Here is a 24780-nt window from a genome sequence, read left to right as displayed (position 1 = left end):
TCATCATGATACTCCATAAGACATTTCAGATAGAGCCACTTCCCTCTCTTTACTCGCACAGACACCTCATACAAGTGTGGGGTTCCTGCTTTGCGGACGAGATGTACAAGTATCTCCTCGAAGGGGGCTACCGTGTATTTCCTTCACCGTTCGGTACCATGTACAACCCTCTCAGCATCGCTTCCGGCATCGCTTCCGTTCTTGACGGTACGCAGGCAGATCCCTCTCTGTTTACCGAACGGGACGGGAACTATTACAGCTACATGCACCATAGTCGCATATCAGGCGAGAGCATGGAAGCCTTAGCTTCTGTTATCAACGAGCGTTCTGCTCAAAACGGTATCATTTGGAAGCACACTCGTCTTCTGGTTGCCACGTGGGGTACAGCCTATGTCTATTATAAAGATGACGTAGTGGTGAACAACTGTCATAAGCAACCCGAAAAACTCTTTAAGCGTCGTCTCATCTCCGTAGAGGAGATTGTTGCCGTTTGGGACGCCCTATTGCAAAAACTTTGGGAAAGATTTCCCAATCTTCGAGTAGTGCTTACCGTGAGCCCCATACGCCATTACAGAGACGGCATACACGCCAACACTCTCAGCAAGGCAACGCTTCAACTCGCCATAGAACAGCTACGACTCCGATACCCGGAACGTATCTCTTACTTCCCCTCCTACGAAATTGTTTTGGACGAACTCAGAGACTACCGCTTCTATGCCGAAGATATGGTTCACCCATCGCCTTTAGCCATCTCCTACATCATGGAAAAGGCAAAAGCGTTTATGTTGGACCCCGAAAGTTTCTCCTTTGCAGAAGAGTGGCGCAAAGCGTACAAGCTCGCCAAGCACACACCTTCGGAGAAAGGAAAAGAAGCGCATCAGAGAGAGGTCTATATGCTCTTTGAATCTCTCCGAACCGAACGAGACACCCTCTACCCTCCTCTCACCACACGACCATGAAGCTATCACGACTGGCATCCATACTCGGCATCCAACGGATCGACCACGATAGAGAAATAGAAGTACTCCTTACAGACAGCAGGCAGCTCACATTTCCCTCATCCACTCTATTCTTTGCTCTCATCACCCCAACGGGGGACGGACATCTTTATATAGATGAACTCTACCACGCCGGAGTACGTGCCTTTGTTGTGGAGAAGCTGCAAAAAGAAGAGAGTGAATATCCCGAAGCACAATTTCTGATCGTTCCGGATGTTCTCGATGCACTGCAAAAAATCGGAGCAGAAAGACGCCAAAGCTTCAAAGGGAAAGTGGTGGCGATCACCGGGAGCAATGGCAAAACGACCATAAAAGAGTATCTCTACCAGCTTCTCACTACCGCCGGAGTGAATGCCGACCGCTCTCCTCGAAGCTTCAACTCGCAGATCGGTGTTCCTCTCTCCCTTTGGCAGGCAGACCCCGAAGCGGAAGTGTGTCTTGTGGAAGTGGGAATATCGAAACCGGGAGAAATGGAACGGCTTGCCAAGATTGTGGATCCGGACATCGTCCTCATCACCAATATCGGAGAAGCGCATCAGGAAAACTTCTCATCCTTACAGCAGAAAGCGGAGGAGAAATGCAAGCTTGCGACACACTCCTCGCCGGCTCTGCTGCTCTACAATGGCAGGGATAAGGTGCTGTCGGAAGCTGTTTCCGTCATCAGCCCACCGCCTCTATGCCGTTCATATACAGAGCATCGGAGCAGACTCACCCCTCCCGTATCCGTTGCCGAGCTGCTTCTCCCCGAAAATCTATCGGCTATCATGGCTCTCTTGGATGAGCTTGTGCCCTCGCTCTCTCCCGATACCACCATCTGGAGTCAGCTTGAACCGGTGGAGATGCGCTTGGAAATCTTCAACGGGATATACGATACCACCATCATCGACGATGCTTACAACAACGATGCTTCTGCCTTGCTGCTTGCTTTGGAACAGCTCAAAAGAGTCTCCGAAAAATCTCAAACTCCATCCTGTCTCATTCTTTCGGACATGACAGGTATGTCTGCTCCGCATCTCCGTGAGGCTCTTCTGTCTCAAGTATCGGATATGATACGGAAGATGCCGCCCGACAAACTGATATTTGTAGGGAAACAGCTTGCCGCACTGACTGCAGAACTCTCCGGAATGACTTCGACTCCTCTCTGCTTCGAGAGTACCAATCATTTCCTCGAAACCTTCGATCCTCAGACGCTGAAAGGCTATACCATACTGCTCAAAGGAGCACGAACCTTCAAGTTTGAAAAGATCTCCGCTCTGTTTCATCCCAAACGACATCAGAGCATTTTGGACATCAACCTCACGGCACTGCTGGATAATCTGAAGTATTACCGCTCCCTTGTCCCTTCGGAGACCCGATTTGTCGCCATGGTAAAGGCGTTCGGATACGGTAGCGGAGACGTAGAGATAGCCCGGCTATTGGAAGCACACCACTGCCATTACCTTGCCGTGGCTCTCATAGATGAGGGTGTGAAGCTGCGAGAAGAGGGTATAAGGATGCCCATCATGGTGATGAACCCGGAGTCTTCCGCCCTTTCCCACATGTGCAAACACAGCTTGGAGCCGGAGGTGTACAGCCTTGCTTTGCTGGACAAACTCATAGAGAGCTGCAGACGGCTTGGCATCACACACTATCCCATACACATAAAGCTCGATACCGGAATGCATCGCTTGGGATTCGATACCCATGAGGAGTTTCTGCTGCTTCTGGACAAATTGAAGTCCACCAACCGTGTTCGGGTCAAAAGCATCTTTACACACCTTGCTGCGGCAGACGATATTACGGCAGATGAAAAGACTCTCGGACAGCTCCACACCTTCCAAACATGGGCAGAAGAGCTGGAAAAGACACTCGGCTATACCGTTCTGAAGCATGCGCTCAACTCCGCCGGTATCTCCCGCTTTCCGCAATACAGCATGGATATGGTGCGTCTCGGAATAGGATTGTACGGCTATCCACCCTACGAGGACAAGGGAACTCTCAAGACCTCACTCCGTGCAGTGGCTTCCCTCAAAAGCATCATCTTGCAGATCAAGCAGATTCCGGCAGGAGACTCCGTAGGCTACGGCACTCACGCCACTGCCGACACTCCCCGAAGAATAGGCATAGTGCCGATAGGATATGCCGATGGAATAGACCGGCGGTTAGGCAACGGCAATATGTCCGTCCGCCTGCAAGACGGCTCGTTGGCACCGACAATAGGAAATATCTGCATGGATGCAATGATGATAGACCTCACTCAAGCCTCATCCGTAAGCGAAGGAGAGGAGGTCGTGATCTTCGATGAGCAGCTTCCTCTGCAGCGTCTCTCCTCCACACTTGGCACTATCCCGTATGAGATCATCACCTCCATCTCCTCCCGTATAGCGCGCCATTACTTCAGAGAATAAGGTTTACAAAATCTTCTGAACATATTTACATCTTTTTCCAAACCTGTTCGGAAGTAAAATTCAAGGCTTGATTTGCAACAATCAAGCCTTGATTTTTATGTACCAAAGCACGAATACCACCGACCACGCCTCTATTTCAACTTCTGAAAAGGTTTAAGGGAAACATCAAATGCTTTCGGACAACTTTTTGTCCCTTATAAAATCAAATTTGAAAGAGGTTGTACCCTTTCCGCAACCGAATCTTTAATAATAAGAAATCCCTGCTTCCGATACCGGAAGCAGGGATAAACAAGATGATTTGAGGATAAAAAATAAACTTTACTTACTCAATGCTGCTCCTATGGTCTCGATAATCTTGACGATGTTTGCCATGAAGAATTTCACGGAGATAGCCAAAAGGATAACGCCGAAAAACTTACGCAAAACATACACACCGCCTTTCCCGAAGAAGCGTTCCAGCTGATTCACGAACCTGAGCATCAAGTATATCATCAATGCATTTAGTAGCAACGCAATGGCAATGTTCGTAGCCGCATAGCCATCCGCTTGCAGAGTCAGAATCGTGGTGAATGTTGCGGCACCGGCAAAGAGTGGAAAGACCAAAGGAACGATCGTGGCACTGCCCGATGGCCCGTCATCCTTAAAGATCTGCACGCCAAAGATCATCTCCACAGCCATTACGAACAGGACGATAGCCCCGGCAACGGCAAACGAAGAGATATCCACCCCGAAAAAGTTCAGCATAGGCTCTCCGATAAACAGGAAAGCCAACATCATTATGCCTGAAAAGAGACTCACTTTTACGGTGCTGAAAGTCTGTCCCTTATCCTTCAGACTAAGGACGATAGGTATGGCGCCGATAATATCGACTGCCACAAAGAGGATCACAAAAGCCCCCACGACATCCTTGATGTTGAAGTGGCTCAGGTCCTGCATCATGTTTTCTAATACGTTCATTCTGTTACAGTAGTTTTTTGTTTGTTAGTTGATATGTTGGTTTATCAGTGTGTCGCCATACCGGCGAGAGTATTACAGTTTATTCTTTTCGCTTTTTCGGGGAGCATACAACCTGCTGCCCATAAATATTCGGCACAAAAATAGAAGAAAAAAATGACAATCCGGTCATTAAGGAGAGCCCGAAAAGCCGTATATTTGAGACACTGTTTGAGAAACTTACACGACAAAACCATAAATCGGACCACATGAAACCGGGAAAAACAATCCTTACCCTGCTTCTTCTACTCTGCTGTACCGCATCGGTATATGCACAAAAAGGCTATAACAGACTCATAGAAGAGGCCTCCGACCTGATGTACAACGGGGCGGACTCCGTTAAATATGTCAAAGCGATGCAGATCTTCGACGATGCATTCCGCCTCTATCCCGATAGCATAGATGTCGCAGGGCTGTATCATGCCTCTGTCCTTGCGGCGAGACTGGATCGGAAAGAGCGCGCTTTCTCGTTCCTCCACAGCATGAACGCGCTTGAAAAAGATGAATACGGATTTCCCGGATGGTTTACCATCGCTTCCGAAGAGCAGATCGGGAAGGAGTATCCCAACCTGATCGGCGATCCGAGATGGCAGGAAATGCTCAAAGATGTGGAGAGAAGAAAAGCGCTGTTCGACAAAAGGCTTGCCCTCTCTCAAGAAGAGTTCTTCGCCTCCTCATACACCGCTCCGGACACCACACTCACGCCGGAAGAGCTGTACGGAGAGTTGCAAAAGGAGAGAGGGTATCTGCCCAAGAAAGAGAGAAACTACTCCATCAAGTTCAGGATAAACGACTCTGCCCTCACCTCTTACTACGTTCATCTCCCGGCAGATTACTCCCCCGACAAGAGCTATCCTATGCTTGTGATCCTGCACGGAGCGGTGAGGAACAACTCTCTATTGGAGTTTCTCACACCGGAGATCTGCCTTGAGGGCTTCAACCGATTCTATACCAAGTATGCGGATCAACACGGTGTCGTACTTCTCATTCCGCAAGGAAGCAGAGAGTACAACTGGATGATGCCGGATGACGGATTCTTTATGGTACCTGAGATGATACGCGAAGTGAAAAAGGCTATCAACATAGACGACAACAAAGTATTCCTTTCGGGACACTCCAACGGAGCTACCGGAGCGTTCTCTTACCTCATGAAGCAACCCACGATATTTGCCTCGTTCTATGGCTTCAACGGCTATCCGAAGGTGCGTACCGGCGGCACCTTTATAGAAAATATCCTCAACCGCTCTCTTCTCTCCTTCACCACGGATCAAGACTACTACTATCCGCCCAATGCCAATGACAGCATAAGGCGGCTGATGACCCGGCTTGGAGCCGACTACAAAGAGATCCGGACAAAAGGATTTCCGCACTGGTTCCCAAGGTTTGACGAGTCCGAGCCCTGCTTCCGTCTCCTTTTTGAAGACCTCGTTCGGCGACAACGTCATCCGTTTCCCTCGAAGCTCACATGGGAATATGACGACCAACAATACAACGCAATAGACTGGATCTCCGACATCCGAATGGATACCATAGCTCCGAGAGCGCAGTGGCACAAAGATCTCAACTTCGATATAACAGAGTGGCAACAGTACGATGAACAGGATCGGCTGCAAACCATAAAGGTGAAAAAGAAAGCTTTCGACTTTCCTCGCAAGTCCGCAAAAATCCGTGCAGAGTATCGGGACAACAGCTTCCACATATCGACCTCCTGCGTGAAAGCCTTCCGAATAAAGATCTCGCCCGAAATGGTGAACACAAAAAAAGCAGTAAGCATCTTCGTGAATGGCAAGCGACTCTTCCGAAAAAAAGTACAATACGACAAAGCCTGCCTGCTCCGACAGCTGTCCGATCCCGACAGAAAGCAGATTTGGATAGCAGAGATAGAAATAAAAGTCTGATTCTTCCCTCCCTACCGATCCTCCTCACCTCCCCCTCAAAAGCTCTAAAGGTTTCAGACGAAAGCTCTAAAGGTTTTGGCAAAAAGCTCTAAAGGTTTCAGACAAAAGCTCTAAAGGTTTCAGACAAAAGCTCTAAAGGTTTCAGACGAAAGCTCTAAAGGTTTCAGACGAAAGCTCTAAAGGTTTCAGACGAAAGCTCTAAAGGTTTCAGACAAAAGCTCTAAAGGTTTTGGCAAAAAGCTCTAAAGGTTTCAGACAAAAGCTCTAAAGGTTTTGGCAAAAAGCTCTAAAGGTTTCAGACAAAAGCTCTAAAGGTTTCAGACAAAAGCTCTAAAGGTTTCAGACAAAAGCTCTAAAGGTTTTGGCAAAAAGCCGTATAGGAAAAATTTCCTCCGCAAAGGCAAAAGGGATGAGCGTTAGGTATCTGCGTAGCCAACAACGGATCCTGCCTGCGAAAACTAAACAAAAAATCCGTCTGCAAGCCGAAACTTACAGACGGATGAAATGATTGGTGCGTTCTTTGTCCGAACTTTTTCCGAATCTCTTACTTTGCAGATATTGGTGCCGAGAATCTGATTTCGGAGTTTTTGATATGCTCCATGTAGTTGATGGGAGATGAAACTTTCTCTTTAGAGAGTGCATGGGTAATCACATCCGTTATGTCATCTACGTAAACAAATGAAAGACCTTTCAGGTAGATCTCTTTGATCTCGTCTATGTCTTTTTTGTTCTCTGAGCATAGTATGATGGTCTTGATGCCGGAACGCTTTGCCGCCAATATCTTCTCCTTGATTCCTCCCACCGGAAGCACTTTTCCTCTGAGCGTGATTTCGCCGGTCATTGCTATGGACGACTTCACTTTTCTTTGTGTAAAGGTCGATATAAGAGAGGTTACCAAGGTAATACCGGCACTCGGACCGTCTTTCGGGATAGCTCCTTCCGGTACGTGTATGTGGACATTCCAATACTCGAACAGCTCTTTGGGGATGTCATAAAGATCACTGTGGCTCTTTATGTATTCCAAAGCAAGCAGGGCAGATTCTTTCATGACATCACCCAAGTTTCCGGTTATGGTCATCTTGCCGTTGCGTGAAGGACTCATGGCACTCTCTACCATCAGGATCTCTCCTCCAACGGATGTCCATGCCAAACCGGTTACAACACCGGCATAAGAATTGCCTTCGTACAGATCTGTGGAGTATTTGGCTGCCCCCAGCATATCTTGAAGTTTATCAGGTGTTATGGTGTAAACAAAAGAAGAGTCGGTCTCCTCTCCTGCTTCTGCACGATCTATCTGCGCGGCGACCTCTTTGGCTACTTTGCGCATCAGAGCCGCCAAACGTTTTTCCAACTCCCGAACGCCACTCTCCTTCGTATAGCTTTGAATAAGAGCCGAAAGAGTATTCTTAGGAATCTTGACCTGCTTGGCTTTCAGTCCGTGGGCTTCCAATGCTCTCGGTATGAGGTGTCTCTTGGCAATCTCCAGCTTTTCTTCCAAGATATATCCGCCGACCTCTATCATCTCCATCCGATCTCTTAACGGACCGGGAATGGCTCCGATGTTATTCGCCGTGGCAACAAAGAGAACCTTGCTAAGATCGTAGTCGATATCCAGATAGTTGTCGTGGAAAGTGTTGTTCTGCTCCGGATCGAGCACTTCCAAAAGAGCCGAAGAAGGGTCTCCCTTATAGTCGCTTGCCAGCTTGTCTATCTCATCCAGAACAAATACAGGATTTGCTGCTTCTGCCTTGATGAGCCCTTTGATAATACGACCCGGCATTGCTCCTATGTATGTACGTCTGTGTCCACGAATTTCGGCTTCATCGTGAAGCCCTCCGAGAGAGACACGAACATATTTCCGGTTAAGGGCTTTCGCTATGGACTGTCCCAAGGAAGTCTTCCCGACTCCCGGAGGTCCGTAGAGACAAATGATCGGAGAACGCAAATCTCCTTTCAGCTTGAGCACAGCCAAGTGTTCCAAGATACGCTCTTTGACTTTCTCCAAACCGAAATGATCTTTGTCCAAAACCTTGGCTGCATTGGTGGTATCAAAGTTGTCTTGAGTAACTTTATCCCAAGGAATATCAAGAACAGTCTGAAGATACTGCAGCTGTATGCTGTAATCGGGGCTTTGGATATTGAGCCGCTCCAATTTTTTTATCTCCTTTTTTACTGTGGCATAAACACCCTTGGGCCACTTTATTTTAGAAGCCTTTTTCTTGAGTTCTGCTATATCATCGTCATCTCCGCCATCGTTCAACTCTTCTCGTATGACCCTCATCTGCTGTTGGAGGTAGTACTCTTTCTGCTGCTTATCCAGTTCGGAACGAGTTTTCATGGCGATAGTCGCCTTCATCTCCAGCAATTGAAGCATTGTATTGACTGTCGTCAAAAGAGTAAAAGCCCTTGTCTTTAGGTCATTATGACTCAAAAGAGCATACTTCTCCTCTATATCTATCGGCAGATGTGTACAAGCAAATCCAAGAATGTTTGTAGGATCTTTGAGTTCGGAGAAAGATTTGATCATTGGCTTGGGCATCTCTCCACCCAAGAGCAATACCTTCATCGTAGTCTCTTGTACAAGTGGGATAAGAGCCTTATACTCCATATCCGAAGCTGGAGGTACAATCTCATCTATAAGGGTATAGCTTGCCGTAAGAATAGGGTTGCTGTCAATAATGGTATTGATCTCAACCTTCTTCTTGCCCATCACAAGCAAAGTGGCTCCCTCTTCCGAAATATCCAAAACTCTCATCACCTCTGCTATTACAGCAATAGGCATAAGATCATCCAGCTTGGGATCTTTTGCAGCTCTGTTTTTTTGAGTAACGACAATTACGTGCTTGTCTTTAGACTCTTCCAAATACTTTAGAAACTCCGGATTGGAAGTTGTATCGTTCATTACGGGAACCGTAACATTAGGATACAATACGGTATTTTGAAGAGGCAAAACGGGAAGCACAAGAGGTATATTCTCCGGAAGAGTAGTGAGTTTATCCATCTCTTCATCAGGAAAAACCATGTGCATTGTGGAAAAAGATGGTTCCATCTCTTCCATCATATCATCTATATTATTTGTCATATCTATTCTTCGCTATTGTTATGCTATTGCCCATCAATATATATGCCAAGTTTTATACCTCTCTCGGATCTATACCCCACATCAACTTATCTCTGAGAGTTTGGTAAAAATTGTAGCCGAATATCTGAATAGATCGGATATTCTCCTTTGATTTTTTCAGACAAAGCACCGTGTTACAACTTAAAGAGGAGGTCTTTCCATCGGCGACAAGAAGAAAAGAGAGATTTCGAGCAGAAACTTTCAAGCGAATCTCAGAGTCATCCGCAACGACAAGCGGCCTCATATTCAGCATGTGAGGAGCTACGGGAGTAAGGCAAAATGTCGAGGTATTAGGAGCTATGATAGGACCATTAACGCTAAGAGAGTAAGCGGTAGATCCGGTTGGAGTAGAGATGATAAGTCCATCCGCCAGATAGGTGGCTACTCTCTGATCGTCAATCTGAGCCTCAATGGAAATCATAGAACCTGAATCTTTCTTCGAGACAACTACTTCGTTCAAGACTGTACCCTGTTCGGTAGTATGCCCCTCTTTTTCTGTATAGATATCTATCATGGAACGTTCTATGACACGATACTCTTTCCTAAGAATATGTTCCCATGCCTGCCTGAATACATCTCCGGATATTGCAGCCAAGAAACCGAGTCTGCCAAGATTGACACCCAATACAGGGAGTTTATACTCCATCACTTGCCATGCTGTACGCAGATAAGTACCATCTCCCCCAATGCTAATGGCAATAGTATCCTTATCTTTTAGAATAGCCACTGGCAAAGAGGTCATATCCGTAAAGGAATTGACATCTTTCAAAACCACTTTTTTGCTTTCCAAGAATTTAAGAAACTCCAGATGAATCCAAACTTTCACACCACTCTCATCTATGATTCTAAAGATGTCTAATAGTGTTTCAAGGGGTTTCGATGGATATTTTGATCCAAAGATAATCGCTGTCATGGCTATTGGGTTAGATTTTTAAGTAATCCGGCTTTTATAGCTTTACCTGTCTGCAAATTTAATAAAAATGTTGTGGCAAATAGTAATAAAAAGATCGCAACACTCTTTGAGTGCTGCGATCTAATATCAAGTATTTCTATGTACTTGTACTATGACGATTATGCTTCCTCTATTGCCGCTTGTGCTGCTGCAACACGAGCAATAGGCACACGGAATGGAGAACATGATACATAGTTAAGACCTACTTTGTGACAGAACTTCACTGATGAAGGCTCACCACCGTGCTCGCCGCAGATACCACACTTAAGTTCCGGACGTTTTGCACGACCCTTTTCTGTAGCCATCTTAACAAGCTGACCAACACCGTTTTGGTCCAATACTTGGAATGGGTCTACCTTCAAAATCTTCTTCTCCAAATAGATTGGAAGGAAAGAAGCGATGTCATCACGAGAATACCCAAATGTCATCTGAGTAAGGTCATTGGTACCGAATGAGAAGAACTCTGCCGATGCAGCGATCTTGTCTGCAGTAAGAGCCGCACGAGGAATTTCGATCATGGTACCAACCTTGTAGTCTATACGATCGCCGTACTCTTCAAATACCGCTTCGGCTGTTGCACGAATAACATTCTCTTGCTCCTTGAACTCATATACGATACCTGTTAGAGGAACCATGATTTCCGGTTCAGACATTACACCTTCTCTCTTAAGTTCGAGAGCTGCAGAGATAATGGCACGTGTCTGCATTTCTGTAATTTCCGGATAGGTATTACCCAAACGGCAACCACGATGACCAAGCATTGGGTTATGTTCCATTAAGCTTGATACACGATGACGGATAACTTCTACATCAAGTCCCATATCTTTAGCCATCTCCTCTTGTCCCTTTGCGTCATGAGGAACGAACTCATGCAAAGGCGGGTCAAGAAGACGAACAGTTACAGGATGACCGTGCATTTCACGGAAGATATTCTTAAAGTCTTCTTTTTGGAATGGAAGAATCTTTGCAAGTGCTTCTTTTCTTCCTTCGGTAGAATCTGAAAGAATCATACGGCGCATCGCAACAATCTTTTCACCTTCAAAGAACATATGCTCTGTACGGCAAAGACCGATACCTTCTGCACCGAAAGAATAAGCTACGGCAGCATCATGTCCGGTATCTGCATTTGCACGAACTTTCAGACGAGAATATTTGTTGGCAAGCTCCATAAGAGCAGAGAAGTCTGCATCCATTTCTGCTGCCTTGGTGTCCACCATGCCTTCATATACTTCTCCTGTTGTACCATTAAGAGAAATGAAGTCTCCTTCACGATAAACCTTTCCATCCACAGTAAGCGTACGAGCCTTGTAGTCTATTTGAAGAGCACCTGCTCCGGACACACAACACTTACCCATACCACGAGCAACAACCGCTGCGTGAGATGTCATACCGCCTCTTGCAGTAAGGATACCTTCTGCCACCTGCATACCTGCAAGGTCTTCCGGAGATGTTTCAAGACGAACAAGGATCACACGTTGTCCGCCTTCGTTGTGTAGTCTGTCGGCATCTTCGGCGAAGAATACAATCTGTCCTGTCGCAGCACCCGGAGATGCAGGAAGACCTCTTGTAATTACTGTTGCCTTTGCAAGAGCCTTCTTATCGAATACAGGGTGAAGAAGTTCATCAAGTTTATTTGGTTCGATACGCTTGATAGCTGTCTTCTCGTCAATCTTTCCTTCCTTTAGAAGATCCATGGCAATCTTTACCATTGCCTGTCCTGTACGCTTACCGCTTCTTGTCTGAAGGAACCAAAGCTTACCTTCTTGAACGGTAAACTCCATATCCTGCATATCACGATAGTGCTCTTCGAGTTTTAGTTGGAGTCTGTGAAGTTCCTTATAGATTTCCGGCATAGCTTCTTCCAAAGAAGGCATTTCGCGTACACGTTCTTCTTCAGAAACATTTGCTCTTTCAGCCCAACGTTGAGAACCGATCTTTGTGATCTCACGAGGTGTACGGATACCGGCTACCACGTCTTCTCCTTGAGCATTGATAAGATACTCACCATTGAAAAGGTTTTCACCTGTTGCAGAGTCACGAGAGAAGCATACACCGGTAGCGGATGTCTCACCCATGTTACCGAATACCATTGCCTGTACGTTTACTGCAGTACCCCATTCGGCAGGAATACCTTCCATCTTACGATAGAGGATAGCGCGTTCGTTCATCCATGAACGGAACACGGCCATTACAGCACCCCAAAGTTGCTCATAAGAGTCTGTTGGGAAGTCTTTTCCTGTTTGCTCTTTAACTGCTTTCTTAAAGCGAGCAACAAGAACCTTAAGATCTTCAACAGTAAGATCAGTATCCTGTTCTACTCCTCTTTCTTCTTTCAACTCATCTATAAGAGCTTCAAACGGATCTATTTCTTCCTTGCTGGTTGGTTTCATACCAAGTACCACGTCTCCGTACATCTGAACGAAACGACGGTATGAGTCCCAAGCAAAACGTGCGTTACCTGTCTTACGGATAAGACCTTCTACCACTTCGTCATTAAGACCAAGGTTAAGGATAGTATCCATCATACCCGGCATGGAAGCAGGTGCACCGGATCTGACAGAAAGAAGAAGAGGATTCTCGATGCTGCCAAACTGAGCATTCATAAGACCTTCAATCTTCGCAACTGCTGCTTCTACTTCCGGCTTCAATAGTTCTACTACTTTGTCTTGTCCTACTTCATAGTACTCATTACACACCTCTGTTGTAATAGTAAATCCCGGAGGAACCGGAACACCGATCAAATTCATTTCGGCGAGGTTAGCACCCTTACCTCCCAATAGCAGCTTCATGTCTGCCTTGCCTTCGGCTTCTCCATTACCGAAGGTGTAAACTCTTTTTTTTGACATTTTTGGCTTAATTGTTTATATATAAGTGATTACAAAATTATTTATCCTACTTACATAGAAAAGTCCGAATCTATAACTCCCTCCGAAACAGCCTCTGTCTCAAGATTGAACAGATTTCTACATGGAGAGCGATACATTTCGGGCACGTTAAAGTCCTCGTTCGGATTGAGCTTTAACACTTTGTCGTTGTATATCTTTTGCATAAACAGAGCGACGATAGGCAGTGCCATGGAAGCACCCTGACCGTCTGCAATAGTATCGAAGTGAATATCCGGATCTTCTCCTCCTACCCAACAACCTGTAGATAAAGAAGGAGTAAAGCACATGAACCACCCGTCGGCGTGTCTCTGAGAAGTACCTGTTTTTCCGCCCATAGGTGCTTTCACGTTGTAGCGATATCTTACCCGGCTACCGGTACCGCCATCCATTACGTTTCGCAACATGTAGAGCGTCTTGTATGCAGCTTCTGCCGACAACACCTCATACATCTTAGGCTGGAATGTAGCCAGTACATTTCCATACTGGTCTTCTATCCGTGTGGCGAGCAGAGGTGCAACACGAAGTCCGCCATTGGCAAAAGCAGAGTATCCGCTCACCATTTCCGAAACGGATATATCCGGCGTTCCGAGACAAATACTCGGCACAGGATCCAAATGTCCTGTGATACCGAAAGATCTCAACAGATCCACGAACGCATACGGAGAGAGATGACTCATAAGCCAAGCCGTAACCCAGTTGTCCGACATTTGGAGTCCCCAGTTGATGCTAACCATTTCACCCACTCTCGTACTCCTTGCATTCTTAGGAGTCCATACCGTTCCGGCTTCGGTCGTAATACTTTGAGGCACATGAAGCATTTCGTCACAAGGCGTAAAGCCTTCCCCCATCGCCATGGAGTAGAGAAACGGTTTCATCACGGAGCCGACCTGTCTGCGCCCGAGCGAAACCATGTCATACTGAAATGCCGTATAGTCTATACCTCCGACGTATGCCTTTACCTGTCCGGTAAGATTATCCATCGCCATAAATCCGCTACGCAGAAAACCCTTATAGTAAAGGATACTGTCTCTTGGGGTCATCACGGTATCTTTATACCCTTTCCACGTAAAGACGTTCATTTCGGTAGGGGTATCGAAAGCGATGTCTATCTCTTTTTCGCTTTTGCCATCAGCTTTCATCTTTCTGTATCTGTCGCTCTGCTCCAAAGATTTGCGCAATATCTTGGCACGTTCCTGCGTAGAAAGATTTCTGGAATAGGGGGCATAGCTTCTGCCCTTCTTCTCTCTCTCAAAGCGTTTTTGCAGATCATTTCCGAGATGTTCTCTTACAGCCTCCTCGGCATAGCGTTGCATTATGGCATTTATACCGGTGTATATCTTCAGCCCATCGGTGTAGAGGTTATAATGCTCCCCGTTGCTCTTCTTATTTTTCTTGCACCAGCCGTAGAGAGGATCCGTAGCCCAGGCCACAGAGTCTCTTTCATACTGATCTTTCTGCCACTTTTGATACTTGCTTCTCTCCGGCTTATCTGCCATGAGCACCTGCTTCAGATGCTCTCTGAAATAGGTTGCCAACCCCTCTCTGTGGTTTCTCACGCGGAAACGAAGCTCTACCGGGATGTTCTTTAGCGAGTCGCACTCCACGGCGGTCAAGTGTCCGGCTTTCCTCATCTGGTCCAATACCACGTTGCGACGCTGCATAGCCCTTTCCGGATAACGCACCGGGTTGTACAACGATGGATTTTTACACATTCCTACCAGTAGTGCCGCCTGTTCCGTTTTCAGGTCTCTCGGCTTGACATCGAAGTATGTCTTGCAGGCACTCTCTATACCCACTGCCTGGTAGAGGAAGTCGAACTTATTCAGATAGAGATTGATAATCTCCTCTTTGGTATAATATCTCTCAAGCTCGACAGCTATAACCCATTCTATGGGCTTCTGTAAAAGCCGCTCCACCTTGCTGTCTGCGGAGGGAGAATAGAGTTGCTTTGCGAGCTGTTGAGTTATGGTACTACCCCCACCGGCATTCTTCTGCCGCATCAATCCTGTCTTCACTACCGCACGCAAGAATCCGCGCATATCTATACCCGAATGTTGGGTAAACCGGACATCTTCTGTGGATATAAGGGCATTGACAAGAGCAGGAGAGAGATCCTGATAGGTGATGTATATACGATTATTGTTTTTCAGAGCATAAGATCCCAAGAGCTGTCCATCTTCCGAAATCACCTGAGAAGCATACTTATCTATCGGATTTTGAAGGTCTTCAATGGGTGGCATATAGCCTATCTTACCCTTGGCTATAAGAAAGAACATAAGCAGGGTTCCGCTTCCTATCAAAAGGAATAAGCCCCACATGGCTATGAGTAGATATTTCAACCAGCGATTCATATATTCTTCTTAGTTCGTTTAATACGCTTGCAAAGATACATATAATTAGTGATATTCTGCATCCCCGTATCGGAAGTTAAAAACCACCCAACATCAAACACTTAAGCGGTGTTAATATCACGGGAAAAGCGTACACTTGGAAACGATAAAAAGAGGATGTGGAAAGGGGGAATAAAAGGAGGAGTCATTACCTCATTCCGAAAGCCACACGCATCATTTCGGACACAATACAAATCAATAATTATCAACTACTTTCTTCGTAAAACAGAGCCAGACTTATACAATAAACCGGGAACAACCAAAGAAGGCACAAGACCATCTATCCCGATTAAGCCACTCCTCCAATTTTCTTTTTATATCATCAATTATCAAAATCAAGACATCACAAAAATAAATATCACATTTGCACACCGCCATAATCTCAAACAAAGACCCATTTATAACATTTCTTTTATATAAAAACTCCCCAAAAGGTTCGTGTTTCACCCCTAAAAATTCCTTCCGAAAGAGGATTTTTTGAAGAAAAATAGAGCCAATCACACTAAAACCGACACAAACCACTAATAACCAAAAGGATAAAAAAGAGGGCTGATTCCAAAACTTTTCTCCTCTCGGTCGGTTTCATGGGCTGTTTTCGAGTTAATAAAGATCAATTTATCCTCATTATTGTGTTTAGAAATCTTAATGAAGAAATCACACCAAAGAGCCTCAAAAATGGAGCAAAACGATAAACACCTAATTATCAGCGCACTAATAAAAATTCTAAACACGTTAATTGAATCCGGTAAACGTATTAAATGAAATCAGTAAACGTGTTCACTGAAAAATTAAACACGTTAAGCCGACAAAATATATTGCTTTACCGTTTTGGGTGAACAGGCATCAAAATTTGTGTTAATAAAACGACCCCGATTTAACAACTCGGATGTACTCTGAAAACAACCCGAAAAGAGAAAATAGAGAAAGGAGAAAAACGCATTTTCCAGAGGGGATGAAATATATAAAAACAGAGGCCCACTCGTGAGGCAAACGAATGCAAAAAGGATCTCAAATACCAACCTTTTTGCATCTTACAACGACCGATACTTTTTCAACACCTCTATTTTATAAAGTGAAGCAATTATCCTACCTTTGTGTAATAAGAAATAGAGATTGCGGATATGAAGATAATTCACATCATCAACGGCCCCAACTTGAACCTTTTGGGCGAACGAGAGCCTGAGATATACGGGAGTACGGACTTTGAGGAATACTTGGAGAAGCTGAGAGATATATACCACAACGTGGATATCAGATATTTCCAAAGCAACCATGAAGGCGAGATCATAGACTATCTGCACGATATAAGATCGCTCTCCGGAGGCATTGTTCTCAATCCGGGAGCTTTGACACACTACTCCTATGCCCTTAGAGATGCCATCGCTGCCATAACTATTCCTGTGGTGGAGGTGCACATATCCAATCTCTACAAGCGGGAAGAGTTCAGACAGAAGTCGGTCACGGCTGCAGAAGCAGCAGGAATACTCTCCGGCTTTGGGCTGGATGGCTACAGACTTGCCATAGCCCACTTGTTGTCGAGACGTAACGGATAGTCCGAGAAAGGTTTATCCGAAGCGGATATATTAAAGATTTAGAAAAACAGATATGAAGAAAGCGACCAAAATCGTAGCAACGATATCGGACAGAAAGTGCGACATCCCTTTTCTTAAAGAGCTTATAGAGGAGGGTGTCAATGTTGTCAGGCTCAACTCTGCACACATGGACAGAGAGGGCTTTGACCGGGTAGTGGATAACACTCGCGCCGTAGCCGGGGATGTTGCTATCTTAATGGACACGAAAGGACCGGAGATCCGGACAACGATATGTAGCGAACCCATAGAGTTTAGAAGAGGAAGCACCGTTCTGCTGAAAAGCGATCCGGATACACTTACAACCAAAGAGTGTATCTGCGTAACCTATCGGGATCTTCACAAGGATATAGCTCCCGACTCTCACATCCTTATAGATGACGGACTTTTGGAGCTTTGCGTCATAGAGAAGACTCCGGATAAGATCGTCTGCTCTGTACTTAACGATGGTATCTTGGGTAGCAGAAAGAGCGTAAATGTACCGGGTGTCAGGATCAATCTGCCCTCTCTCACTCCAAGAGACATAGAGACCATCAACTACTGCATAGAGAAAGATGTGGACTTTATAGCACACTCTTTCGTCAGAAACAAGCAGGACGTCTTGGACATCCAAGAGATTTTGGATCGCCACAACAGCCCTATAAAGATCATCGCAAAGATTGAAAACCAAGAGGGTATAGACAATATAGATGAGATATTAGACCATGCCTTCGGTATCATGATCGCACGGGGAGATCTCGGCATAGAGGTGCCGCAAGAGAAAATTCCGGCTATACAGAGTCTGCTCATACGGAAAGCCATTGCGAAGAAAAAGCCTGTGATAGTAGCAACACAGATGTTGCACACCATGATATACTCGCCTCGCCCGACAAGAGCCGAGGTCTCCGATGTTGCCAACGCTATTTTTTACAGGACGGATGCCGTGATGCTCTCCGGAGAGACCGCCAATGGGAAATATCCGGTAGAGGCTGTAAGAACCATGACGAGCATTATAAGAGAGGCAGAGAAAAGCAAGCTCGAAGAGCAGGATATAAGGGTACCGATAGAGCCTCAAGACTTAGACGTTACCTCTTTTCTATCCAAACAAGCCGTGAAGAGCATCAGTAAACTGGGAGTTAAAGCGATTGTTACAGACAGCTTTACCGGACGCACTTGCAGAAATATCGCAGCATACAGAGGGCGTGCCACCGTATTTGCAATATGTTATAAGGAACGGACGGCACGAGAACTTGCTCTCTCTTATGGCGTAAAGGCCGTTGTACAAGAGAAGTGCGGAGGTAAGATAGACTACTACATAGGTGCGCTGAAAGAGCTTTTGCGTAAGGGACAGATAGAGAAAGAGGATATGGTCGCTTACGTCAGCGGTACTTTGGCAGAAGAAGTGGGTACAACGAGATTGGAACTGAATAAAGTGCAGGAGGCTTTGGACTTCTACCATAAAAACAACCCCGATAAGCAGTAATGATATCCGGACAGAACGATAAAACAGAGGCAGAACTACTGGCTTTGGAGGAGTATATACTGGAGCACATATCTCCGGAACCGCCACTCCTCAAGAAGCTGTACAGGGATGCACATACCCATCTGGTGAGACCGAGAATGATGTCCGGGCATCATCAGGGGCGTTTACTGGCTCTTCTGTCCAAGCTCAAATCTCCTCGGAATATTATAGAGATAGGCACTTATACCGGCTATGCCACACTCTGTCTGGCTGAGGGATTATCCGAAAAAGGGATAGTCCACACTATTGAGCTGAATGACGAAATGGAGGATTTTCTCAGACGATATTTCGACCAAAGCGAACAGAAAGAGCAGATCCGTCTCTACTTTGGAGATGCTCTGGAGATTCTTCCTACTCTTCCGCTTGAAGAGACAGACATCGTATATATAGATGCCAATAAGAGGCACTATATCGAGTATGTCAAGCTGGTTTTGAAGCGACTGCCGGCAGGTTCGCTCATCATCTCCGATAATACTCTTTGGGACGGGAAAGTGATAGAACCGGAGGCACAGGACGAGCAAACGGTATCCATCAGAAACTTTAACTACTATCTTTTAGAGCAGCCCGAACTCTCCACCGTCATACTCCCTCTGCGAGACGGACTCACTCTAAGCATTAAACAAACAGACACACGACAATAGTATGGACAATAAAAGAATGAGCATGATCTCTCGTCTGATTCAAAAAGAGCTGGGAGAGCTTTTCCTCCTTGAGACTAAAAAAACTCCGGGAGTACTGATCACCGTGAGCGAAGTACGCGTAACGCCGGATCTTAGTCAGGCAAGAGTGTTCCTCAGTATCTTTCCGGACAGTAAGGCTGACGAGCTGATAAAAGCAATTCAACAGAATTCAGCGACAATCCGATACGACTTTGGGAAGCGAGTACATACACAGCTGCGAATCATTCCGGAGCTTATCTTCCTCAAAGATGATAGTGAAAAGATCATAAGTAGAATAGATGAGCTGTTGAAGCAATGATCTTTAATAAGTGGAAGACAATCCTGTTCATTGCATGGAGATACTTCCATGCTCCGAAATCCACACACGCTGTAAACATTATCGCAACCATTGCCACATCTTCCATTGCCGTGGTCGGTATTGCGATGGTTATTCTCTTTTCCGTCTTTAACGGCTTTGAGAGTTTCACGAAAGGGCTGTACAAAAATTTCACTCCCGACCTGATCGTAGAGCAGAAAGAGGGTAAGCCTTTTTCTTTAAGCACTGTCGCCGAACTGCTGGATAACGATCCGGAGATTGAGAAATACGCTTTCGGGCTGAAAGGTCAAGCCATGCTTGTGTTTGAAGAGAATACCATTCCGGTCATTCTTTATGGTATAGACGATCATTTTTCTCAAGTCATTCCGCTTCATCAAAGCCTCTTCGATGGAGAGTTTCTGCTGGAAAAAGATTCTCTTCCACAGCTCATAACGGGAGTAGGGATAGCTTCCAAGCTCGGCGTCAATGCCGGTATGGATCTGCCGGTACAGATTATCGTGCCTCGGCGGATAGGCTCTCTCTCCATGGTAAGACCGGATAGAAACTTCAGGACATCGGATGTTTTTATCTCCGGGGTATTTCGAGTCGATCAGAGTGAAGACGGTACAATATCTTTTCTTCCCATTGAGCTTCTCCGCACACTCCTTCAGTACGACTCGGATACCATAAGCGAAATATCTCTGAAACTTGCTCAAGAAAGCACCACAAAACGAACAGCGGAAAGACTATCTCGCTTGCTGGGAAGCAATTTTGTGGTCAAAGACCGGGAACAACAGCATCCCGACATCTTCCGAATCAATAAGATCGAAAAATGGATCTCCTTTTCCATCCTGCTATTTGTACTCCTGCTCTCTCTGTTTAGCATTGTAAGCACATTAGGGATGCTTATCATCGAGAAGCGTAAAGACACAGAAACGCTCAGAGCATTGGGTGCAGAAAAGTGGATGACCAGAAGTATCGTCATCACGGAAGGGTTTATACTCTCCTTTATGGGAGGGGTTATAGGAATAGCCACAGGTATCTTCCTGGTAGTCTTACAGGCACAGTTCGGTCTTGTAAAGCTTGCCACCTCGAACAGTGGAGCTTTTCTCATAGACTCGTATCCGGTAGAGTTGAGATTCTTGGATATTGTTGTCTCCATCTTCACAATCTTATTGGTCGGTTTCTTGAGCAGCCTCATCGCTTACAAAATATTCGGAAACAAAAAAAGCTGATCGATACCATTCACTTAAATAACTATATATAGGTATTTTGGGGTATAGACAAAGAAAGTATATTTGAACCATGACAGTAAAACTTTCTGAACTTAAAGAAGGAGAATCCGGTAGTATTGTTGATGTCCGTCTGACCGGGCATTTTAGAAAACGTATTCTCGAAATGGGATTTGTTCCGGGGCAGGATGTTCTGGTCGTTCGTAATGCTCCGCTACAAGACCCGATAGAGTACAAGGTAATGAACTATGAGGTCTCTCTTCGTAGAAAAGAGGCTCAGCATATCTATGTAAACAAGAGTTTAAGCAAGGAGCACAGCACCAACGCATCGGCTCCTGTCGTTAAGCACGACCCCAATATCCATCCCGATATTTTAGGGAATGGGACAAAAAAAGAGATCCCTGCCGATACAAAAATCTCCGTTGCATTTTTAGGCAATCCGAACTGCGGAAAAACCTCTCTGTTTAATGCTTGTTGCGGAACACACGAACACGTGGGCAACTATTCCGGTGTTACGGTCGATGCCAAGCATGGCAAGTATAAAACAGGCGACATAAACTTCGACATCATAGACCTTCCCGGTACTTACTCTCTCTCCTCATACAGCCCGGAAGAGAAGTATATAGAGGACTTCCTTGCGGGAGATAAGCGACCGGATGTTATCGTGAATGTCATCAGTGCCACCAATTTGGAGAGACACCTTTATCTCACAACCCAACTGCTTGAGACGGGTATCCCCATGGTTATCGCTCTGAATATGTTCGATGAGTTTGAAGCCAGTGGCAGCAAGCTCAACATACCCTTGTTGTCCCAGCTATTAGGGACGCCGGTTGTTCCGACCGTAGCGAGAAAAGGAGAAGGAAAAGAGAAGCTGTTCAACTGTGTTCACATGGTCTATGCCGGCTCTTGCACCCTTCAGCGCAAAGTGCCTATGCCTTACTCTTTGGAGATCGTCAAGCATCGGGACGAGTTAGCCGAGTTTATACGACAGGCAACAGCAGATCAGCCACACCTTTCATGGTGTCATGGTGCCGAAGAGTATATTGCCATAAAACTCTTGGAAGGTGATCCTCTCTACACCGGCAAGGTGGAAAAAGAGATCCCGAAAGGAGCTTTTCTGCTCACCAAAGCAAGATACATCTCTAAAACATACTCCGAAAGCTACTCTCGACACCTCTCGGATGTAATCACCGATACCCGCTACGGATTTATCAATGGTGCGTTAAGAGAGACGCTCGACTCGAAAGTGGATCACCTCAAAGGCAGAGATCAAAAGATAGACTACTGGCTCACGCATCGTATTTGGGGCTTCCCTATCTTTCTCCTCTTCATGTACCTGATGTTCCAAACCACATTCACATTGGGAGAATATCCTATGGAATGGATCGAAGCAGGTGTTGCGTGGCTGGGAGAAGCGGTACGAAGCATTCTTCCGGGAGGGGCTCTTCAAGACCTTATCTGCGATGGTATCATCGGAGGAGTAGGGGGCGTCATAGTTTTTCTGCCCAATATCATGATCCTCTATGTCTTTATATCCTTTATGGAAGACACCGGGTATATGGCGCGGGCAGCCTTTATCATGGACAAGCTAATGCACTCCATGGGCATTCATGGGAAGAGTTTCATTCCTCTTATCATGGGCTTCGGATGCAATGTTCCGGCTATCATGGCAACCAGAACGATAGAGAGCAAAAACAGCAGACTCATCACGATGCTGATACTTCCCTTTATGAGTTGCAGCGCAAGGCTTCCGGTCTACATTCTACTCACGGGTGCGTTCTTCAGTGCCTACGCCGGGACTGTGGTTTTCTCCATCTACATTATAGGTATACTGCTTGCACTGCTCACGGCATTCTTCCTCAGAAAATTCTTTATCAAGGAAGAAGATATACCTTTCGTTATGGAGCTGCCTCCTTATCGCCTTCCCACCACTCAGAGTATTCTGTTGCATATGTGGGATAAAGCTAAGCAGTATCTCACCAAAATGGGTACCACCATTCTGCTTGCATCCATTGTGATATGGTGTTTAAGCTACTTCCCAAGAGGAAACGAAGCAGACATTGCAACGGGTATAGAGCAGATGAAAGCAGAGAACAACACGCTCCAAGATCTCTCTGACGATCAGTTGGCATCCATGTATCAGCAGGAAAACTCTTACATAGGCAAGATGGGAAAAGCTCTCCAACCGATATTCTCACCCATGGATTACGATTGGAAGCTGACCATGGCACTGCTTAGCGGACTGCCTGCCAAGGAAGTTGTGGTAAGCACTATGGGAGTGTTGTACACCGGAGACATGGAAAACGAAGCCGGACTACAGGACAAGCTTTCTCAAGCCACGCTTTCCGATGGTTCTCCTGCCTATACTCCTGTAATGATGTTCTCCTTCATGCTGTTTGTGCTGGTCTATTTCCCCTGTATTGCAACGATAGTTGCGATCGGCAGAGAGAGCGGCAGTGCGAAGTGGGCACTCTTTAGCATGATATATTCCTGCTCTTTGGCTTGGTTGGTAGCCTTTACTGCCACACTGGTCGGAAAGCTGTTCACATAGTCCTTATTCCTATAACCATGCTTCAAGACATTATAGTATATATCATCATAGGTGCTGTAACGCTCATTCTGCTACGGAATGCGGCGAAGCTTTTCAAGGCTCCGAAAGAGAACGACAAGTGTCCGGGCTGCAATGCTTGCGACATAGGCAAAAAGAGTCATAAAGGGAAAGAGATTGACAAAAAAGCAGAGTAGCGTTTTGATATATCCTAAAGAATACCTACCTTTGCACCGTCTTTCCTGAAAAGGATAGGGTCGCGTAGCTCAACTGAATAGAGCATCTGACTACGGATCAGAAGGTTACAGGTTTGAATCCTGTCGCGATCACAAATTTTTTGTTGACAATGATTATATCGGTCGCGTAGCTCAACTGAATAGAGCATCTGACTACGGATCAGAAGGTTACAGGTTTGAATCCTGTCGCGATCACGCAAAGATTATTGCAGAAAGGCTGCTGAAGATCTCTCTTCGGCAGTCTTTTTTTTCGTTTAACCCGTTTGCAAAATGAGCTAAACACTATTATAAACCGGTCTAAAAGTACATAGAATCCGGTTTCAAGGCTTGATTTGTAAAAATCAACATTTGATCTGCACAATTCAAAGCCCGGTTTGCAGGAACCGAACTTTGAAAAAGAGTTCCGAACACGATAAACGGAAAATATTAAAGTGGTAAGAGGATATTTCGGAAGCGTTAAAAAGAAAAGTCCGACACCATTGCCGGACTCTCTCTGTCTATCTTCGCAGGGAGCAGACTACTCGTTTCGTCGCTTCTCATCCCGTTCTATCTGTTCGGTAGGGCAAACAAAGGTCTTTGCCAAAGCAAAGTTTTCAAGAGCCACATGGCAATACCCTGCGGGATTGGCGGTGAGATACTCTTGATGATACTCCTCTGCACTGAAATAGTTCTTCAACGGCATGCACTCCACAACGATACTCTTCGTGTACTTTTTCTGCAGTAGAGCCAGGCTGTCTGCAATAATAACGGCATCCTTCGGATCTGTATAGTAAACTCCCGTACGGTACTGCGTTCCGACATCTCCACCTTGCTTGTTGAGAGAAGTGGGGTTGATGATGCGATAAAAAGCAGACAGCAGGTAGCTCAAAGCTATTTTGGAGGGGTCGTAAATCACTCTTACGGTCTCCACTGCCTCTGTCCGTCCGCTGCACACCTCCTTATAAGTGGGGGTGGCAATAAGGCTGTTGGCATATCCTACCTGTGTAGAGCAAACGCCGGCAATCTTCTTGATATAGTGCTCCACTCCCCAAAAGCAACCTCCTGCGAGGTATATTTCTCTTGTCTGTTCCATCTG

At 45.8% G+C, this 24780-nt stretch carries 16 protein-coding genes and 2 tRNA genes; 12 read left to right on the top strand and 6 right to left on the bottom strand.

The window, feature by feature from the left end:
- Nucleotides 1-5 precede the first annotated feature (5 nt).
- Nucleotides 6-959 (top strand): GSCFA domain-containing protein, encoded by a 954-nt coding sequence (locus HQ43_RS01115; protein WP_036788633.1) that lies wholly within the window; start codon nt 6-8, stop codon nt 957-959.
- The gene (gene alr, locus HQ43_RS01110; protein WP_036788630.1) at nt 956-3385 is read left to right on the top strand and encodes an alanine racemase; all 2430 of its coding nucleotides are present in this window, start codon (nt 956-958) and stop codon (nt 3383-3385) included. The genes HQ43_RS01115 and alr overlap by 4 nt, the downstream gene beginning before the upstream one ends.
- A gap of 318 nt (nt 3386-3703) precedes the next feature.
- Here the strand turns inward: alr and HQ43_RS01105 are convergent, their stop codons facing one another.
- Nucleotides 3704-4342 carry a MarC family protein gene (locus HQ43_RS01105; protein WP_036788627.1) on the bottom strand — a complete coding sequence of 213 codons (639 nt, stop codon included), beginning with the start codon at nt 4340-4342 and terminating at the stop codon, nt 3704-3706.
- Nucleotides 4343-4587: 245 nt separating this feature from the next.
- On the opposite strand from HQ43_RS01105, the gene HQ43_RS01100 reads away from it, so the two are divergent.
- Nucleotides 4588-6276: an alpha/beta hydrolase-fold protein gene (locus tag HQ43_RS01100; RefSeq protein WP_052102988.1), complete on the top strand. Its 1689-nt coding sequence runs from the start codon at nt 4588-4590 to the stop codon at nt 6274-6276.
- A gap of 544 nt (nt 6277-6820) precedes the next feature.
- Here HQ43_RS01100 and lon read toward each other — a convergent pair.
- The 4 genes from lon to HQ43_RS01080 form a co-directional block, all read right to left on the bottom strand.
- Nucleotides 6821-9358 carry an endopeptidase La gene (gene lon / locus HQ43_RS01095; RefSeq protein WP_052102987.1) on the bottom strand — a complete coding sequence of 846 codons (2538 nt, stop codon included), beginning with the start codon at nt 9356-9358 and terminating at the stop codon, nt 6821-6823.
- 52 nt (nt 9359-9410) lie between these two features.
- Nucleotides 9411-10310 (bottom strand): NAD kinase, encoded by a 900-nt coding sequence (locus HQ43_RS01090; protein ID WP_036788623.1) that lies wholly within the window; start codon nt 10308-10310, stop codon nt 9411-9413.
- Nucleotides 10311-10468: 158 nt separating this feature from the next.
- A complete protein-coding gene (gene ppdK, locus HQ43_RS01085) occupies nt 10469-13195 on the bottom strand; it encodes a pyruvate, phosphate dikinase (RefSeq protein WP_036788620.1) in 2727 nt (908 codons plus the stop codon).
- A gap of 50 nt (nt 13196-13245) precedes the next feature.
- Entirely contained in the window at nt 13246-15585 is a 2340-nt protein-coding gene (locus HQ43_RS01080) for a transglycosylase domain-containing protein (RefSeq protein ID WP_052079572.1), read from the bottom strand.
- Between the two features lie 1160 nt (nt 15586-16745).
- Here HQ43_RS01080 and aroQ point away from each other — a divergent pair.
- The 9 genes from aroQ (at nt 16746) to HQ43_RS01035 (ending at nt 23900) form a co-directional block, all read left to right on the top strand.
- Complete coding sequence (aroQ, locus tag HQ43_RS01070) at nt 16746-17177, top strand: type II 3-dehydroquinate dehydratase (RefSeq protein WP_036788614.1); 432 nt, start codon at nt 16746-16748, stop codon at nt 17175-17177.
- 52 nt (nt 17178-17229) lie between these two features.
- Nucleotides 17230-18675, top strand: coding sequence for a pyruvate kinase (gene pyk / locus HQ43_RS01065; protein WP_036788610.1), 1446 nt, complete (start codon nt 17230-17232; stop codon nt 18673-18675).
- Nucleotides 18675-19355 carry an O-methyltransferase gene (locus HQ43_RS01060; RefSeq protein WP_052102986.1) on the top strand — a complete coding sequence of 227 codons (681 nt, stop codon included), beginning with the start codon at nt 18675-18677 and terminating at the stop codon, nt 19353-19355. Before pyk ends, HQ43_RS01060 begins: the two co-directional genes overlap by 1 nt.
- 1 nt (nt 19356) lies before the next feature.
- Nucleotides 19357-19692 carry a 30S ribosome-binding factor RbfA gene (gene rbfA, locus HQ43_RS01055; RefSeq protein ID WP_036788608.1) on the top strand — a complete coding sequence of 112 codons (336 nt, stop codon included), beginning with the start codon at nt 19357-19359 and terminating at the stop codon, nt 19690-19692.
- The gene (locus HQ43_RS01050; protein ID WP_036788605.1) at nt 19689-20924 is read left to right on the top strand and encodes an FtsX-like permease family protein; all 1236 of its coding nucleotides are present in this window, start codon (nt 19689-19691) and stop codon (nt 20922-20924) included. Before rbfA ends, HQ43_RS01050 begins: the two co-directional genes overlap by 4 nt.
- 70 nt (nt 20925-20994) lie before the next feature.
- Nucleotides 20995-23472 carry a ferrous iron transport protein B gene (gene feoB / locus HQ43_RS01045; protein WP_036788602.1) on the top strand — a complete coding sequence of 826 codons (2478 nt, stop codon included), beginning with the start codon at nt 20995-20997 and terminating at the stop codon, nt 23470-23472.
- A 17-nt stretch (nt 23473-23489) separates the two neighbouring features.
- On the top strand, nt 23490-23666 hold the full coding sequence (locus tag HQ43_RS09860; RefSeq protein ID WP_160216124.1) for a hypothetical protein: 177 nt from the start codon (nt 23490-23492) through the stop codon (nt 23664-23666).
- Nucleotides 23667-23724: 58 nt separating this feature from the next.
- Nucleotides 23725-23798: transfer RNA gene (locus tag HQ43_RS01040), tRNA-Arg, on the top strand.
- Between the two features lie 28 nt (nt 23799-23826).
- Nucleotides 23827-23900 (top strand) — tRNA-Arg (locus HQ43_RS01035).
- 322 nt (nt 23901-24222) lie between these two features.
- Here the strand turns inward: HQ43_RS01035 and msrA are convergent.
- Complete coding sequence (msrA, locus tag HQ43_RS01030; protein WP_052102985.1) at nt 24223-24777, bottom strand: peptide-methionine (S)-S-oxide reductase MsrA; 555 nt, start codon at nt 24775-24777, stop codon at nt 24223-24225.
- Nucleotides 24778-24780 lie beyond the last annotated feature (3 nt).

Origin of the sequence: Porphyromonas canoris (assembly GCF_000769115.1) — a bacterium.
Classification (GTDB): Bacteria; Bacteroidota; Bacteroidia; order Bacteroidales; family Porphyromonadaceae; genus Porphyromonas_A; species Porphyromonas_A canoris.
This window is presented reverse-complemented; position numbering and strand designations above follow the sequence as displayed.

Bases quoted from the DNA above. Each gene is read 5' to 3' on its own strand.
- HQ43_RS01115 (WP_036788633.1), top strand. From the start codon at position 6: ATGATACTCCATAAGACATTTCAGATAGAGCCACTTCCCTCTCTTTAC.
- alr (WP_036788630.1), top strand. From the start codon at position 956: ATGAAGCTATCACGACTGGCATCCATACTCGGCATCCAACGGATCGAC.
- HQ43_RS01105 (WP_036788627.1), bottom strand. From the start codon at position 4,342: ATGAACGTATTAGAAAACATGATGCAGGACCTGAGCCACTTCAACATC.
- HQ43_RS01100 (WP_052102988.1), top strand. From the start codon at position 4,588: ATGAAACCGGGAAAAACAATCCTTACCCTGCTTCTTCTACTCTGCTGT.
- lon (WP_052102987.1), bottom strand. From the start codon at position 9,358: ATGACAAATAATATAGATGATATGATGGAAGAGATGGAACCATCTTTT.
- HQ43_RS01090 (WP_036788623.1), bottom strand. From the start codon at position 10,310: ATGACAGCGATTATCTTTGGATCAAAATATCCATCGAAACCCCTTGAA.
- ppdK (WP_036788620.1), bottom strand. From the start codon at position 13,195: ATGTCAAAAAAAAGAGTTTACACCTTCGGTAATGGAGAAGCCGAAGGC.
- HQ43_RS01080 (WP_052079572.1), bottom strand. From the start codon at position 15,585: ATGAATCGCTGGTTGAAATATCTACTCATAGCCATGTGGGGCTTATTC.
- aroQ (WP_036788614.1), top strand. From the start codon at position 16,746: ATGAAGATAATTCACATCATCAACGGCCCCAACTTGAACCTTTTGGGC.
- pyk (WP_036788610.1), top strand. From the start codon at position 17,230: ATGAAGAAAGCGACCAAAATCGTAGCAACGATATCGGACAGAAAGTGC.
- HQ43_RS01060 (WP_052102986.1), top strand. From the start codon at position 18,675: ATGATATCCGGACAGAACGATAAAACAGAGGCAGAACTACTGGCTTTG.
- rbfA (WP_036788608.1), top strand. From the start codon at position 19,357: ATGGACAATAAAAGAATGAGCATGATCTCTCGTCTGATTCAAAAAGAG.
- HQ43_RS01050 (WP_036788605.1), top strand. From the start codon at position 19,689: ATGATCTTTAATAAGTGGAAGACAATCCTGTTCATTGCATGGAGATAC.
- feoB (WP_036788602.1), top strand. From the start codon at position 20,995: ATGACAGTAAAACTTTCTGAACTTAAAGAAGGAGAATCCGGTAGTATT.
- HQ43_RS09860 (WP_160216124.1), top strand. From the start codon at position 23,490: ATGCTTCAAGACATTATAGTATATATCATCATAGGTGCTGTAACGCTC.
- msrA (WP_052102985.1), bottom strand. From the start codon at position 24,777: ATGGAACAGACAAGAGAAATATACCTCGCAGGAGGTTGCTTTTGGGGA.